14 protein-coding genes are annotated in these 15422 nt (G+C 27.9%); 5 read left to right on the forward strand and 9 right to left on the reverse strand.

Features of this window, described 5'->3' with window-relative positions:
• The first annotated feature begins 82 nt into the window (after positions 1–82).
• Positions 83–487: an Hsp20/alpha crystallin family protein gene (locus K5Q05_RS02170; RefSeq protein WP_025443719.1), complete on the forward strand. Its 405-nt coding sequence runs from the start codon at positions 83–85 to the stop codon at positions 485–487.
• Between the two features lie 36 nt (positions 488–523).
• Here K5Q05_RS02170 and aspS read toward each other — a convergent pair whose 3' ends face one another.
• Genes aspS through K5Q05_RS02205 form a run of 7 tightly spaced genes read right to left on the reverse strand, consistent with a single transcriptional unit; the run spans position 524 to position 7358 of the window.
• Complete coding sequence (gene aspS / locus K5Q05_RS02175; protein ID WP_025443718.1) at positions 524–2281, reverse strand: aspartate--tRNA ligase; 1758 nt, start codon at positions 2279–2281, stop codon at positions 524–526.
• A gap of 4 nt (positions 2282–2285) precedes the next feature.
• A complete protein-coding gene (locus tag K5Q05_RS02180; protein ID WP_025443717.1) occupies positions 2286–4406 on the reverse strand; it encodes a cation:proton antiporter domain-containing protein in 2121 nt (706 codons plus the stop codon).
• Positions 4403–4678, reverse strand: coding sequence for an HPr family phosphocarrier protein (locus tag K5Q05_RS02185; RefSeq protein ID WP_232515445.1), 276 nt, complete (start codon positions 4676–4678; stop codon positions 4403–4405). The genes K5Q05_RS02180 and K5Q05_RS02185 overlap by 4 nt, the downstream gene beginning before the upstream one ends.
• Positions 4668–4997 (reverse strand): HPF/RaiA family ribosome-associated protein, encoded by a 330-nt coding sequence (locus tag K5Q05_RS02190; protein WP_025443715.1) that lies wholly within the window; start codon positions 4995–4997, stop codon positions 4668–4670. The genes K5Q05_RS02185 and K5Q05_RS02190 overlap by 11 nt, the downstream gene beginning before the upstream one ends.
• The gene (gene rpoN, locus K5Q05_RS02195; protein WP_025443714.1) at positions 4987–6243 is read right to left on the reverse strand and encodes an RNA polymerase factor sigma-54; all 1257 of its coding nucleotides are present in this window, start codon (positions 6241–6243) and stop codon (positions 4987–4989) included. Before rpoN ends, K5Q05_RS02190 begins: the two co-directional genes overlap by 11 nt.
• Before the next feature lie 2 nt (positions 6244–6245).
• Positions 6246–6779: a chromate transporter gene (locus K5Q05_RS02200; protein WP_084821519.1), complete on the reverse strand. Its 534-nt coding sequence runs from the start codon at positions 6777–6779 to the stop codon at positions 6246–6248.
• 12 nt (positions 6780–6791) lie between these two features.
• Positions 6792–7358 (reverse strand): chromate transporter, encoded by a 567-nt coding sequence (locus K5Q05_RS02205; protein ID WP_044003375.1) that lies wholly within the window; start codon positions 7356–7358, stop codon positions 6792–6794.
• Positions 7359–7556: 198 nt separating this feature from the next.
• Between K5Q05_RS02205 and K5Q05_RS02210 the strand changes: the two genes are divergently transcribed.
• Positions 7557–8396 (forward strand): mechanosensitive ion channel family protein, encoded by an 840-nt coding sequence (locus K5Q05_RS02210; RefSeq protein ID WP_025443713.1) that lies wholly within the window; start codon positions 7557–7559, stop codon positions 8394–8396.
• Here K5Q05_RS02210 and K5Q05_RS02215 read toward each other — a convergent pair.
• Positions 8393–9544: a glycosyltransferase gene (locus K5Q05_RS02215; RefSeq protein ID WP_025443712.1), complete on the reverse strand. Its 1152-nt coding sequence runs from the start codon at positions 9542–9544 to the stop codon at positions 8393–8395. The two genes, K5Q05_RS02210 and K5Q05_RS02215, sit on opposite strands and share 4 nt — an antisense overlap.
• Before the next feature lie 58 nt (positions 9545–9602).
• On the opposite strand from K5Q05_RS02215, the gene holA reads away from it, so the two are divergent.
• Positions 9603–10586, forward strand: coding sequence for a DNA polymerase III subunit delta (gene holA / locus K5Q05_RS02220; RefSeq protein ID WP_025443711.1), 984 nt, complete (start codon positions 9603–9605; stop codon positions 10584–10586).
• A 93-nt stretch (positions 10587–10679) separates the two neighbouring features.
• Here holA and uvrC read toward each other — a convergent pair whose 3' ends face one another.
• The gene (uvrC, locus tag K5Q05_RS02225; protein WP_025443710.1) at positions 10680–12479 is read right to left on the reverse strand and encodes an excinuclease ABC subunit UvrC; all 1800 of its coding nucleotides are present in this window, start codon (positions 12477–12479) and stop codon (positions 10680–10682) included.
• Between the two features lie 115 nt (positions 12480–12594).
• On the opposite strand from uvrC, the gene K5Q05_RS02230 reads away from it, so the two are divergent.
• The gene (locus K5Q05_RS02230; RefSeq protein WP_025443709.1) at positions 12595–14112 is read left to right on the forward strand and encodes a fibronectin type III domain-containing protein; all 1518 of its coding nucleotides are present in this window, start codon (positions 12595–12597) and stop codon (positions 14110–14112) included.
• Positions 14105–15412 (forward strand): tetratricopeptide repeat protein, encoded by a 1308-nt coding sequence (locus K5Q05_RS02235; protein WP_025443708.1) that lies wholly within the window; start codon positions 14105–14107, stop codon positions 15410–15412. The genes K5Q05_RS02230 and K5Q05_RS02235 overlap by 8 nt, the downstream gene beginning before the upstream one ends.
• Positions 15413–15422: the final 10 nt, after the last annotated feature.

Consider the following 15422-nt stretch of genomic DNA (forward strand, 5'->3'; position numbering starts at 1 on the left):
TTTTTTATTTTAACATTTAAATTGAAAGTTTGGTATGACTTTAGATTGCATTTTTATGCAAATTTTAAAAAAGGAGGTTTATATGTTGTTGACAAATTATAAGAAAAGTTTTCTGGATTTTTTGAATGATGATTTTGATTTTATCAGTTCTAAATGTATTCAAGATGTTCCAGTAAATATTAAGGACGAAGGTAAGTTGTTCATTCTTGAAGCATACTTGCCAGGAATAAAAAAAGAAGACATAATAATTTCAATTAAAAACGATTATCTGACAATAAGTTATGATAGGAAGGATGAAGAGGAAGATAATAGATACTTAAGAGTAGAGAGAAGAGATATCTCTTTTTCAAGAAGTTTTAGATTATCTGGAAATATTGAGCAAAATAAAATAAGATCAGAACTAAAGAATGGTGTTTTGATTGTTGAGCTTCCTAAAAAAGAGGAAGTTCTTAAGAAAAGTCAAGAAAAAAAGATTGCAATTGAATAAATTTGATGAATCTTGAATAGGATGCTGGATGCATCCTTAATTTTTATGATCTTCAATTTTTAAGTTGAGTTCTCTTATTTGTTCATTTGAAATTCTAGAAGGAGATTGATCAAGCGGACTGGTTGCAAATGAATTTTTTGGGAAAAGTATTACATCTTTTATTGAGCTTGAGTGGGTCATTAGCATTAAGAGTCGGTCAATTCCAATTGCTATTCCACCATGAATGGGTGCTCCATATTCTAATGCTTTTAAAAAGAAGCCAAATCTTTCTTCTGCTATTGTGTCTTTAAGTCCTATTATGTTGAAAATTCTTTGCTGAAGTTCTCTTGTGTGTATTCTGATTGAACCTGAACCAAGCTCCGTCCCGTTTAATAAAAGGTCATAAACTTCACCTAAGGCCTTGCTTGGATTGCTTTCTAGAGTATTGATATATTTTTGTTGAGGAAGTGAGAACATGTGGTGAACTGCTTGATAGTTTTTTGTTTCTTCATCATATTCAAATAGAGGAAAGTCATAAATCCATAGAAACTTAAATGTGTTTTTGTTTATTAGGTTAAGTTCATTTGCAATCTTGCTTCTAACTTGTCCCATGGCTTTGCAAGCAATTTTCCATGAATCAGCTATAAAAAAGATTATGTCGTTGTTTTTAAGTGAATAAGTTTCAATTAGAGTTTGTTTTATTTCATTTAAAAATTTGGCAATACCTCCTTGAAATTCATTATTTTCCATTTTTGTAAAATAAAGACCATTGGCCTTGTAAATTTTGGCATGTTCTTCTAAATTATTTAGCTTGCTTCTTGAGAAATTATGGGCTTGATTTTTTACTATAATTGCTTTTATTGTCCCTTTATTCTTTAATGTATCTTGAAATACATTAAATGAGGATTGCTTAAAATGTTGGCTCATATCTTGTATTAGTAGCTCATACCTAGTATCTGGTTTGTCACTTCCATATGTATTCATTGCATGTTTATAGGTCATTCTTTTAAATTTTTTTGGCAGATTAATGTTTAGTATCTTTTTAAAGACGGTGGACATAAGATTTTCCATTAATTTAAATACATTTTCTTTCTTTATAAAGCTCATTTCGAGATCGAGTTGCGTAAATTCTGGTTGCCTGTCACCCCTTGAATCTTCATCTCTATAGCATCTGGCTATTTGGAAATATTTGTCAAGTCCTGCTATCATTATAAGTTGTTTATAAAGTTGTGGTGATTGTGGTAGCGCGTAGAAGTGACCTTTATGTATTCTTGAGGGAACAAGAAAATCTCTTGCACCTTCTGGTGTTGATTTTACAAATGTTGGGGTTTCTAATTCTAGGAAGTCTTTTTTTATTAAGTAATTTCTTATTATGTGTATTACTTTACTTCTTAATATTATTTTTTGTTTTTGCTCTTCACGTCTTAAATCTAAATATCTGTATTCAAGTCTTGAGTTATCACTTGCATTATTATTATCTTCAATCATAAAGGGCAGTTCATTACATTTTGAGATTATATCTATATTTTCTGCTAGTATTTCAAATGTTCCTGTTTTCATTTTTTTATTTGCAAGTTTTGAGGGTCTTAGCTTTAATTTTCCTTGAACTTTAATGCAATATTCCATTTTTATTTGGGATGTTATCTTTAAAAGATTTTCATCATTTACAAGTACTTGTGCTTCATCATATCTGTCCCTAAGATTAATAAAGGTAACTTTTCCATGATGTCTGATTTTTTTCACCCAGGCATTTATTTCGACTTTTTGGTTTGCAAGTTTATCATTTATTTGATTACATTTAATGGTTTTAAACATAACTTTATCCTACTATTATATTATAAATTTCTTTATCAGTTTTAGCTTTAAGCATTGCTTTTTTGTTAGAGTCAACCTTGCCCACAATAGATGCTAAAATTCTCGGATAATTAACATACTCTTTTGCTGGGTATAGTATTAATATAAATATATGACTTAGATTTTTATTAATTGCATTAAAATCAATGCCATTGTGACTTATTCCAATAGCAATATGCATTTTTTTGATTAAATTAGTCTTTAAATGAGGTATTGCAAACCCTTCTTTAAGGGCTGTGGTTATTAACTTTTCTCTTTCCATTAGGTCTTGTAATATTATTTCTTTATCAATTTCGACTTTTATTACATCTAGTAATTCTCTTAATACCTCAATTTTATTTGTTGCTTTTAAGTCTAAAATAATATTTTCTTTTTTAATTCGTTTATTAAGATTAATGTTACTGCTTATTTTGTCATAATTGATTGAGTAGTCTAACTTTTGTGCATTCAAAGAGACAGTTTTAACTTCTTCAGTCATTCTTTCTATATTTAAAATGGTTTCTCTAAATAAATCTTGTATGATAATTAGGTGTTTTTTGGGACATTCAAATGTAATTTTACTTCCTTCTCTTTTTATTGACAGTGAGATATCATTGCGTCTTGCATTTATATATTGTGAGAAGTCATTTTTTATTTGTTGAGTGAAAAATCCTTCGTTTCTTAGTTCATTTTTTAATTCCCATACAAGTATTTTTGTTAAGTTATCATATTTAAATGATACTGTAATTTGAGTATTTTGTTCTGTTTTAATTTCTTTCTTTAAGCCGTTTTTATTTATTTGAAATAAGATATTTATTATTGGTGTTGCAATTATTGTTGGCAGGAAGACTATAATTATTATTATTCCAAATATTTTTTGACTTATAAATTCAGAGGAAAGTGCTACGTTTGCAATTATTAATGATATTTCGCCTCTTGGAACCATTCCAAAGGCTATTCTTAGTGCACCTAATTTGTTAAACCCTAAGAAGCATGATGGAATAAAACAATATATGACTTTTGTTACTACAGCTATACAACTAAGCAGAATTCCAAGCATTAAGACTTCTTTTGATAATATCACATTAATGTCGGCCATGAGGCCTATTGATGTAAAAAATACTGGTATAAAAAACCTTTCAAATATTGTTAATTTATCTTGAATTACACACACAATATCTGTTTTTGACATAGCAAGCCCAAATATATAAGCTCCAATTACGAATGACATTCCTAAGTTTTGGAAAAAGCTTGAAATAATAAATGTTAAAGCAATAGTTATTACAGTTGCTAGAGTAACACTATTAAAACTTTTAAGTAATTTTGAAATTGGTTCTGATAGCAAGATTAAAACAAATGTTAGACAAAACCAAATTAGTATGTTCTTAATTGTAGTTGTAATTGAGATTGCAATATCAAGATCTGAGAGTGAGCGTGATATTGTTATTATGCTTGTTAGCATAATCATTGAGAGAACATCATCAATTATTGAAGTTGATATTATTGTTACTCCTTCTGATGTACTCATTTTTTTCTTAGCTGAGAGTATGCTTGCAGCAATTCCTGCGGAGGAAGGTGTTGCTATTATCCCTATAAAAAGAGATGTCGGACTAATGAATGGCACGTCAAATAAAATAGTAGATATTAGTGCAAAACTTACGAAAGTACCAATGACCTCTATTATTCCTATTAACCCCCCACGTGGTAAGAATTTAAGGAATAATTTTAAATTAGTTTCAAGACCTGCCATAAAGAGTAGGATGATTGATGCTATTGTTGATATTGCAAATATCTCTTCATTAATTAGATAGTTATCACCCACACTGATAATTCCTAGTGGAAATAATAAAGGAATTTTAATCTTTCCAAGGAATGTTGGACTTAGGAGAATGCCTGTTGTTATTTGTCCTATTACTTTTGGAATTCCAAATTTCCCTACTAAGTTGCCAATAAGATTAGCTAATATTACAATAATTGCTAGGCTCATTATGAAAGAAGAAATTTTAATTTCAACATTATGACCCGTATCTTTCATGTAGTCTATCATCCCAAATGAAAGGATAGGATTTATCGCAAATAATGCTTTGTACAAGGCTTTTTTATTCATTCTTTAATCTCTTTTGTAAAGCTTGAATTTAATAATAATTCTGAAAGTTGATTAATGATTTCAATTTCTTCTTTCCCATTTGCTATAATTTTTATTTTTTCTTTGTGCTTAACTCCAAGTATCATAATTTCAACTGCAGATTTGGCATCAGCTTCTTGTTTGTCTTCTGTAACTAATTTTATATCGCAAAAAGGATATTGACTTGCAAAGTCTGCAATCATGCTTGATGGTTTTGAGTGAATACCTTCTTTGTTGGTTATTTTAATTGTCATTGTTTGCATTTATTTTTACTTGTTTATTACTTGTCTCTTTTTTACTTTTCTCCTTGTTTGCTGTATTTTGCAGTCTTTCTATTAAGCCTTCTGTCAAGGCATATAGTTCCTTACCTTCTTCTGTAATATGTATTCTTTTTCCCCAGTTAAAGTGCAGATGAGCATCTATGTGAAAAATATCGTTTTCTTTTTTTATTGTGATTTTGAGACTTTCTGAGTTTTGTTTAATGTGATCTCCAAGTTTTTCTAATTTTTTTACAATAAAATTTTTTGTATTATTACTTAAATGGTAATTAATAGTTTGTATTTTAGGTTCCATAAAGTTCTCCTTCAAGTTTTAATTCATTTCTATATTTATTTACAGTTCTCCTTGAAATATTGATACCTTTAGATTTTAGTATATCAGAAATTTGATTATCTGCCATCTTCTTATTTTGCTCTAATATTCCCTTTATCACTAATTTAATGCTTAATTTTGAGAATTCATTTGTTTTAGCACCACCGACTGAATTAAATAGTTTTTTAATTGATATTGTCCCCCAGTCGAATTTTAAGTATTTATTTTTTATTGTTCTTGATATCGTTGATTTTGATAGATTAATTTTTTCGGATATATCAGCCAATTTCATTGGTCTTAGACTTTTAAAGCCTCTTCGTAAGAATTCTTTTTGCAATGTATATATTGCTATTCCTATTTTAGCCAGTGTTTCATCTCTGTATCTTAGAGATTCAATGAACCATTTTGCTTGTTTATAATTTTTTAAATCTTTAACCTCTTGTTTTTTAACTTCTTTTTTGAAAATATTGACTTCTTTGATTTTTATCTTCGGTTTATTATCTTTATTGATAATAATGATATCTGGTTCAATATATTCGTTTGTATCATATTTATCTTTAAACTCAAATGTGGGATTAGGATTAAGCTTAAGCTTAATAGTTTCAAGAGCTTTACTTAAATCTTGAGAGCTGATTTTAATTTCTTCTTTTAGTTTATCTTGATTATTTGCAAGTAAATCTGCTTTTTCAAGGATTTTTATTATCCTGGCATCTAATTTATGATATTTTGCTTGTAGTATTAATGATTCTATGATATTAGGTACGCAAATTCCTATTGGATCGAATTTTTGAATTAGTTCGATCATTTTATTTACTTGAGACCAATCTTCTTTTATAAAGAAGTCATAAGGATTGATTATATACAGTCCTCTGCTGTTTAGATTGTTTATTATGATTTCTCCTATGTTAATCTCAGCTTCACTAAGTCTTTGAATTCTTAATTGTAGTAAAAGATGTTCTTGAAGAGAAGGCTTGGGTGATGTTTTAGCTAGTGCAATTTCGTATTGTGTTTGATTATCATCATTCTCCTTGTAGAGAAATTTTCTAAATTGATAAGTTTTTAGTGTTTCGAAAAATATTTTACTTGAGTCTACTTGAAGATATTCATTATTTTCAATTTCATCTGATATGATCTTTATCAGTTCTTTTTTTTCGATACTTAACATTTTCATTGCATTGATTTGTGTTATTTGTAATTTTTGTGTTAGCTTTAAATTTTGTTTTAGCATCTTTATATAAAAATATATAATATTCCACTGGATATGATTAGTACTGTAGGAGTGATACTTTTGCAGAGCAATAGAATAATTAGGTTCAATCCTATAAGTGTAATGTTTTTTAAAAATTCTGTGTTATTAAAGTTTGGTTGTGAGAATATGCTTTTAAATAAAATAATTGTAGTCATTATCCATAATGATATGATTACGGGTTTCAAGCTTTTAAGGTAGTAATTTAAGAATTTTATTTCGTTCAGTACTGATGTTATAAGAATGATGATTAATATTGGAGCAGTTATAAGGGCTATTGTGGCAATTACTGAACCAGTAATTCCAGCTACTTTTGTACCAACATATGATGCTATATTGGTAGCAATGGGACCAGGAGTAATTCTGGATATTGTAATAATATTAATGAATTCTTCTTTTGTGATCCATGCCTTATTATCAATAATTTCTTTATTGATGAGAGTTGTAATTCCGTTTCCTCCACCGAAGTTTAGGATTCCTATTTTAAAAAATGTAATGAATAAAGTTATTAGAATCAAATTTGTACCTTTTTAAGAAAATCTTTTCTTTGCTGTATACTTTGCAAAACATATTAATAAGCACATTAGTAATATGTATAATAGGTCTACATTAAATTTGTATAGAACATATGTTATCAATAAACATGTTATCCATTTTTTTATTGATTTTTTTAGCATTTTTTTTGAAAATTCAACTATGAGCATTGACATTATAATAGCTGATGATATTTTTGAACCTTTGAGAAATTTTTGGAAGTAAATGTTATTTGAATTTAAGTTTGCATAGAGTGTTATTATTGTGATTATAACTATTGATGGTAGAATGCCAGCAATAGTTAATAGAATTGCTCCTTTAAATCCTTTAAGCTTTTTACCAATTAAGAATACAAAATTGACTGCTGTTACTCCAGGAATTACATTTGATGTTGCAAGTATTTCATTGAACTCTTTATCAGATATTAATTTTTTTTTATTTACAATTGTTTTTTTAAGTTCAGATATTATTAATAACCCTCCACCAATTGTGAGTGTTGTTATCTTTAAGACAAGATATAATAATATTAATAATTCATGTGATTTTTCTTTTTTTTTATTCATGTATTCCTTGTCCTAATTTTAAAGATTGTTAGGACTAAATTCAATTGTACCATAAGTGACTATTTGTGTTGATAAACATGGATACTTTTATGTATTAATTTTTTGTTTTGGTATTGAGTCTTATAAAGATTGTATTTTTCTATTATTTTTTATACTATAACCTAGTAACTTATGGGTGAACAACCAAGAGCATTGAATATATTAAAAGAAATATTTGTTTTTCAAGGGTATGTTGATAGAATTTTTGAAACAGTAGTAGTTTATGGGTTAAAATTTATCTTAGCACTGTTAATATGGTATGTTTTAAGGTTTTTTATTGGAAAATTGAATAAGCTTTTCTTTAAAGCTTTTGAGAAGTCCAAGTTGGAAACAAAACTAGATTCTACTGTTCTTAATTTCTTTAGGTCATTTTTTAAAGTGATGACAGATGTGGTGTTAATTCTTATGATTTTACCTTATCTAGGTGTTCCTACAGCTTCTATTTTTGCTGTATTTGGATCTTTAGGTCTTGCGGTTGGATTTGCTGCTCAAGGGATTTTATCTAATTTTGTTAGTGGGTGTGTCGTATTGAATGCAAATTTTTTTAAAATAGGTGATTATATTAGTTGTGATGATTTTGAGGGAGAAGTAAATAATATTCAGATATTTTTTACTACACTTAAGACTGTGGATGGTAAAATTGTTAAGGTGCCAAATAGTAAGTTTACAAATGCGTCAGTTACTAATTTTTCTGCAAATCCGAAAAGGAGGATTTCATTCAACTTTCAAGTGCCTTATGATACAGATATTGGTTATCTTAAAATCAGTATAGAAAATTTGGCATTTTCCTTTAATAAGGAACAATATAGTGTTGATGAACCTAGTGTTGTTGTGAAAGAATATACACCTTATTATATAGTCATGCAAGTAAGATGTTTTGTAAATACTAAGTTTTTCTGGGATTTTCAGTACTTCATAGCAGAGAATATTAAATGTATTTTAGCTGATATGGGAATAAAATTTCCCATTCATATCGTGGATTTTAGCAAATTGCATTAATATTTTTGGTTCTTAATGATTTCAGAATAATACTGTTCAATTTGTTCTATGACAAATGAGCTTGAAAAAGTAGTAGACATCTCTTCTGTGTTTTTTTTAAAAGTTTGTAATTTTTCATCGTTTTCTATTAATTCTTTCATATGTTTGTATATGTCCTCATAATTGTCTATTAGGAATCCGTTTTTTCCTTGCTGTATTAAATCCTTGTATATTATGTCATTAACAAGTACTGCAGGTATTCCTGTACTTAAGGCTTCAATGACCGTCATTGGATACACTTCGCTTATTGATAGACTTGCAAATATGTCAGAAATTTTATAATAATAGTACATTTCTTCCCATGGGATTGGTCCAGTGAGTATGATTTGTTTTTCAAGACCGTATTTTTTTCTGAAATGTTTTACTTTATTTAATTCCTTGCCCCTACCTATGAGGAGTAGTTTGCAGTTTTTGTTTTCAATGAGAAGTTTTTTTAGATGTTCTATTAGCAGGGATACATTTTTTTCTTTATTGATTCTTCCAACAAAGATTATGATCTTATCATTTTGATTTATTCCATGTTTATTTAAAATTTCTTGTTTTTTTTCTTGACTTAGTTCTTTTATAAAGAGTTCTCTGTCCACTCCATTTGGTATTATTTTGTAGTCAGCATTTTTTGCAAAATTAAAATATTTGTCGCGTGATTTAATTGATGGATAAATAAAATGGTGAATTTTATCATAAAATTTTTCCATCACTTTGTCTGGATTAATTAAGTATTTGAGAATTCCTAGATAATGTTTATAATGGTCCCACATTGTATGATTTGTATGAACTATTGGGATATTATATTTTAGGGCTAATTTTTTACCAATATTTCCCATAATGAATTCCGAATGTGTATGAATTATTTCAGGCTTATGTTCTTGTATGATTTTATTTATTTGTGTTTTGTTTGGGAGTGCTATTTGTGCATCTATTTTGTTGTTCATTTTAATTGATGAGCATCTGTAAACACAGCTTTCTTTTAAATCTACTCTTTGGGATTGTGTACAAAAGATATAAACAGCATGGCCTTTTTTTTCTAATCCTGCTTTAATTTGTCTTATAGATGTTGATACTCCATTCTTGTCTGGAATATATGTATCTGTGAATATTGCAATTCTCATGTTTTATCCTTATAAACTAATTATAACATATTACTATTTGCGTTATAATGTTATTTAAATGAAGGAAATTTATTTATTATTAGGTAAAGAACAGGGATTGAAGGAAGCTTATTTAAATGACATTGTTAGCAAATTAGGTACTGATGATGTATGTGTTACCAAGCTTTTTATGTCGGAATTGTCATCAATAGAACTTTCTGAACTGCTTTTAACTAATTCTTTTTTTTATAAGAAAGAGGTCTTTGTTGTTTATGAGGCTGAAAATTTAAAAAACAAAAAGGACTTAGAGCTAATTTATAGTGTAATCTTAAAATCTTTAAATAAGGTTATTATTTTTATTTCTGATGAAAATTCGATCAGTTTTGATCCTAAAAATTCTTTAAAATTAGTTAAGAAAACTTTTTATGAATTATCCGGCGCTGATAAATTTTTGTTTGTAAAAAAAAGTTTTTTTGAACTTGGAATTAAAATTACAGATAGAGCAATAAATTTAATGCTTTTCATGTTAGATTCAGATACTAAGATTTTAGGATTTTATATAAATTCCTTTGCTCTTCTTATTAAAGATAGAACCATTGATGAACATGATGTAAATTCTTGGCTTAATTTTATGCGTCCTGAGAATCCTTTTTCCTTGTTTGAGTCAATTTTGAAAAGGGATATGGAGAGTTCATTATTTAAAGTTAAATCCATCCTGGAGCAAGGAGAAGATTTGATTAGTATTTTAATGAGTCTTGGTTGGCAGTTTAAAAAATTTTTGAAGGTAAAAACAGATTGTGAAAGTTTTAATAGTATTCCATCTGCATTTAAAAAGCATAAGATCTTTGCCTCAATAGAAAAAAGTTATAAGATAGGACTTAAAAATTACTCGATTGTTGATATCAAATTTATTTTGAAAATATTGCATAAGTTTGATTTATATGCAAGAATCTATGGTAAAAATATGCATTTGAATTTAGCATATTTTATGCTATTAATCTTATTAACCCAAGATGATACCATGCTTAATGATTTTTCTTATAAATTTGGGTGTACTTTTTAAAGTGTCTGCTTGATCTTGAAGTGAATTTAAGGTTTTTAAGTAACAGAAATATAAGTACTTATTAAATGAATTTAACTTGACTTTAATAATATTTTATGATTTATTGTTTTTCAAATTCTGATTATTTGAGAATTCTTTTATTCTTTTTGCCGTTTTGATGCTTGTCCTTATCTTTTTTGCTATTTCATCTTCACTTAAGAGTAATATATCTTTGTATGTTCCAAGCGTTTTTAAAATATTTTTGGCTTTTTGTTCTCCAATTCCTTCTATATTACTGTAATTCAATTTTATATTTCTGCGTAGCTTTTTGTTAAAGCTATTTGCTTTCCTGTGAGCTTCATCTCGAATGTTTTGTAATATCTTAAGAGCAGAATGTCCTTTTGGTAGTTGAATACATTGTATTTTGTTTGGTAAAAATATTATTTCTTCTTTTTTTGCTAGTGCACAAATAGAAACTTTGTCTTCAATTTTTAATTCTTTTAAAGCGGAATAAGCGGAACTTAGCTGACCTTTTCCTCCATCGATTAGGACTAGATCGGGTAATTCTGATTGTTCATTAATGAGTTTTGAATATCTTCTAAATGTGACTTCTCTTATTGCCTTAAAGTCGTCAATCTCGCCATTATTTAATGAGTTGATCTTATAAACTCTATATCCATTTTTAAAGGGTTTGCCCATTTTAAAGGTAATAAGTGATGCTACTGTATCGTATCCATTGAGATGAGCAATGTCAAATCCTTCAATTGTTTTTGGTAATTTTGTCATTTCAAGAATAATCTTTAGGCTTTCTAATGCTTTATTTTGTTCATTATCATATGATCTTAATGCTATTTCTGCATTAGAAATTGCCATCTCCATTATTTTTATAGTGTCTGGAGTTTCTTTGTAAATTATTTCTATTTTTTTATCTTTAAATTCATTTATTAGTTTTGTGATATTTGTAGTGTCAATCTTTTTAAAGATATGTATTTTATCAGGTACTATCATATTTAATGATGTATAGTATTGTGTTATAAATACTTCAGTTAACTCATCTTCTTCATATATGCTTTCATCGAAATTTATGTCTTTTTCTACTAATTTTCCGTCTCTGTATTTAAGTATTACTATGACATTTAAACTATCATTTTTATGAGTGTATATATAGTCTGTACTAAGTTTGTTCATTCTTGTAATTATTTGTGTTTGACTTATCTCAATTAATGATTTTTTAGTTTCTTTTAACTTTATTGCTGTTTCGAAATCCTCTTTTTTAATTACTTCTTTCATTTTTATTTCAATCTCATCTAAAAGTTTGGATATATTTCCATTTAATATATGTCTTATTTTGTTTACTTCTTTTTTGTATTGTTCTTCAAGATCTTCTCTATGACATACTCCAAGACATTGACCCATGTGAAAATAAAGGCAAGGGTTTTTTGATTTTTTTTTGCATTTTCTAGTTTTAAATGTTTTGTTGATGAGAGCTAGGACTAAGTTTAGGTTTTTTGCATTAACATATGGTCCGAAGTATTCGCTTCCATCATTTATTATTTTTCTGGTTTTAAAGATTCTTGGGTACTTTTCACAAGTTATTCTTATCATAGGGTATCCTTTATCGTCTTTTAACTTGATATTGTAATCTGGTTTGTGTTTCTTGATTAAGTTGCATTCTAATAGTAAAGCTTCATATTCACTATTTGTGGTAATTATTTCTATATTTGCTACATTTTTCATTAGTATTTTTGTTTTATGGCCAATTTTTTCTAGAAAATAGTTTTTTACTCTTGCTCTTAAGTTTTTTGCTTTTCCTATGTACAGTATCTTGTTATCTTTTGAGTACATCTTGTAACAGCCACTTGTTGATGGAAATTTTTGTACTTTTTTATGTAAATTGTTTAAATGTTCTTTCATTTTGTGCCTATTATTGCCTTGAGATAATCATTTTATTTTTGTGATATAATGCTATATTATACTTGAATTGTTATATGTTTTTGATTTTTTATGTTGAAAAAGATAAAGGTCTATAATGAGATTGATTATTATATTTTCCCTATTTTGTTTATTTATTTTTAGTGTGTTTTCTCAGGAACTTAAGTTGATTCTTGATGCTAAAGATGGATTTAAATTTATTCAGGAAGCTCATAATATTAGCTTTGCAAGAGATAGTAGGGGTGTTCTTGGAATTTATTTGGATAGATATAAGGGAATTTTAGATTTTGATAATATTGATTTAAGATTAGAAATGGAAAAAGATAACATTGTTAAGGATGCTGCTTTAAATTATTTTGTTGATTCAGATAATGCAAAAATTTCAAATTTTTTTCATAATATTTCTGGCAGTTCCTTAATTTTTTATTCAAGCCGCAATACTGTTAAACTTAAACCATTAACAAAAAAGGCTTTTTTCTATTCAGGCAATGTAATTTCTGATTTTACTATTCAGTTTTGGGCTTACCGTTCTACTTCTGTTACTGGGGAAGTTATTGTAAGTTGGAACGGATATAAAAATGTTAAGGGTGTTTGGCTGGACCAAGCTATTCGTTTAGAGAGTGAGGAAGGAACTTTCGTTTGGAATTTTAATAACGTATTTTTGAATGATAATGGAGAACCCATTAGAATTAAGATGAAAAGTGATGATGATTTTATTCCAAAAGAATGGCATTTGCATACTGTGAGGTATAGGCAGAAAGATGGTTTATTGGAATATTTGATAGACTCTAAGCCCCAGGCTATAGAATATGTTACTGCTGATAAAAAAGAAGGTTCTGGCTATTTATTAAATATTGGTGATTTTATTGATTTTACATTGGGACAGTATTTTACAGGAGCTATTGAGAATTTTGAAATTCATAAAAGTTTTGAAGAAGTTCACAATGCTTTCTTTTCAAAAAGTAAGGGATATATTATTACAGAGCCAATCAAGTTATCTAAGGATTATTCTCAAATTTTATCTATTGAATTTGATAGTGTGAAGCCAAAAGACACAGATATTGTTTACTATTATAGGTTGGATAATAAGGTTTTTTATGGAAAAAATGAGAATGGAGAGATTAAAAAGAATTTAATGGGAGATTGGATTCATTTTGAGCCTAAAAATGAATTTCCTAAATTTAATGCATCAAAGTATATTCAAATTAAGGTCGAATTTTATCCAAGTGGTGTTCCTTTAGAAAGTCCAGCTCTTTATAATATGATTATAACATACATACCTGAGGCTGCTCCTTTCCCTCCTTTAATAACAAAAGCCGTTCCGGGTTCTGGTGAGGTATTAATTGAATGGTTTCCTGTTATTAATGCTAATATTGGTGGTTATTATATTTATATTGGTTCTAGTCCTGGCAATTATCATGGTAAAGTTGGCAGTGTTTTGACATCTCCTATTGATGTTGGTAAGCAGACCTCTTTTAGAATTACAGGTCTTGAAAATGGAAGACTTTATTATATTAGTGTTGCTTCTTATAATTTAGACAAAAGTGTGAATGAGGCTTCTTTTTCAAAAGAAATTGCCGTAAGACCTATGGAGCTTTTGAAGCAATATGAATAGCACTAATGTTGAAAAGGCCTTGGATCTTTATAAAAAGGGTGATTTTAAGAATTCTATTTTAAATTTGGATGTTTTTGATGATAGTTTTGATGTTCTATCTCTTAAAGCTTTAATTTATTTTAGACTAAAGGATTATAAGGCACTTCTGTATATATTAGATACTTATCCTGTTTTAAGTGAGTATAGTTTTTTAATTAAACTTTTAAATTATGGTAAATTTGAGGGAAAGGAAGATAAATTAAGTTATTTCCAAAATTATAATCTTGGGGTTTTTTATTTTGGATTGAGAAATTATGAGAAGTCTTTGAGTTGTTTTTTAAAAGCTAGTGAACAGAATTCTAAATTTGTTCAGGCCATTAATAATGCTGCTATTTTGCTTGAGATGCTAGGCAGAAAAGATGAGGCTGTTCAGATGATTATTAAAGCTGCTGATGTGGATAAAAATAATACTCTTGTTAAATTGAATGCTTGGTTTTTGGAAAAAAATTGTATATTTGAGAGTGCAAAACCGTTTAAGATAGATGAGAGCTTTTCAGAGATTAATCTTTCTCTTATTGTTAATTATTTAATGTATTACCTTTATTCTATTGGAGAGATAAGTGGTGCAATTAAACTTTCTGAGAATCTTTTAACAGATTCGAGTCATTCTAAATATATTTGGCATAATAGAGCAACTATTTTGCATAAAATAGGCAATATGACACAAGCCACCCAGTCTTATGTGAAAGCTATTTTAAGTTTTCCTAATATCTATACAATATATAATATGCATATTGCCACAATAAAATTGTTGAATTTTTCTCCTAAAAAGTCTATTGATAGGATAGTGTCAGATTATCCTGATATGGATTCAGTTTATTTTTATGCATTTTTATTTTTTTTAAGAAATCGAGATCTTGAAGATGCTTATTTTTATATGAAAAGGCTTTGTGAACTTAAGCCAGATATTTATTCTAATTTTTTAAGTCTACTTGAAGCCAGAGAAGATATTTTTATTGAAGAGCTCTTAGATGAGTTTGCAATGGCTTTGAAGGGTAAGTGGGTGTTGGAGTATTTATTTTTTATTGATAATTCTTTGAATTTAAAAGATCCTGTGTTCATATTTAGTTATGAGACTAGAATTTGTCCATATATTTGGAAAATCAAAGATGAGCATATTGAGCTTAGGTCTAGCAACAATGAGGTAGAAATTGCTAAAAAAATTCTTTCAGATGCGCTTACACACTTAAAATTTGATGTTACAATTAAAGAATTTAAGGATTTAATAGAGGTTTATAGGGATTTTAGAATCAATTATTAGGATTGAAAGT

It is taken from the genome of Borrelia miyamotoi (assembly GCF_019668505.1).
Lineage (GTDB): Bacteria > Spirochaetota > Spirochaetia > Borreliales > Borreliaceae > Borrelia > Borrelia miyamotoi.

What these genes read in the sequence shown, in the direction of transcription:
- uvrC (WP_025443710.1), bottom strand. Translation starts at nt 12,479, where the DNA reads ATGAAAGAACATTTAAACAATTTACATAAAAAAGTACAAAAATTTCCA.
- K5Q05_RS02230 (WP_025443709.1), top strand. Translation starts at nt 12,595, where the DNA reads ATGAGATTGATTATTATATTTTCCCTATTTTGTTTATTTATTTTTAGT.
- aspS (WP_025443718.1), bottom strand. Translation starts at nt 2,281, where the DNA reads ATGTTTAAAACCATTAAATGTAATCAAATAAATGATAAACTTGCAAAC.
- K5Q05_RS02215 (WP_025443712.1), bottom strand. Translation starts at nt 9,544, where the DNA reads ATGAGAATTGCAATATTCACAGATACATATATTCCAGACAAGAATGGA.
- K5Q05_RS02190 (WP_025443715.1), bottom strand. Translation starts at nt 4,997, where the DNA reads ATGGAACCTAAAATACAAACTATTAATTACCATTTAAGTAATAATACA.
- K5Q05_RS02170 (WP_025443719.1), top strand. Translation starts at nt 83, where the DNA reads ATGTTGTTGACAAATTATAAGAAAAGTTTTCTGGATTTTTTGAATGAT.
- K5Q05_RS02205 (WP_044003375.1), bottom strand. Translation starts at nt 7,358, where the DNA reads ATGAATAAAAAAAAAGAAAAATCACATGAATTATTAATATTATTATAT.
- rpoN (WP_025443714.1), bottom strand. Translation starts at nt 6,243, where the DNA reads ATGCTAAAACAAAATTTAAAGCTAACACAAAAATTACAAATAACACAA.
- K5Q05_RS02235 (WP_025443708.1), top strand. Translation starts at nt 14,105, where the DNA reads ATGAATAGCACTAATGTTGAAAAGGCCTTGGATCTTTATAAAAAGGGT.
- K5Q05_RS02185 (WP_232515445.1), bottom strand. Translation starts at nt 4,678, where the DNA reads ATGACAATTAAAATAACCAACAAAGAAGGTATTCACTCAAAACCATCA.
- K5Q05_RS02180 (WP_025443717.1), bottom strand. Translation starts at nt 4,406, where the DNA reads ATGAATAAAAAAGCCTTGTACAAAGCATTATTTGCGATAAATCCTATC.
- holA (WP_025443711.1), top strand. Translation starts at nt 9,603, where the DNA reads ATGAAGGAAATTTATTTATTATTAGGTAAAGAACAGGGATTGAAGGAA.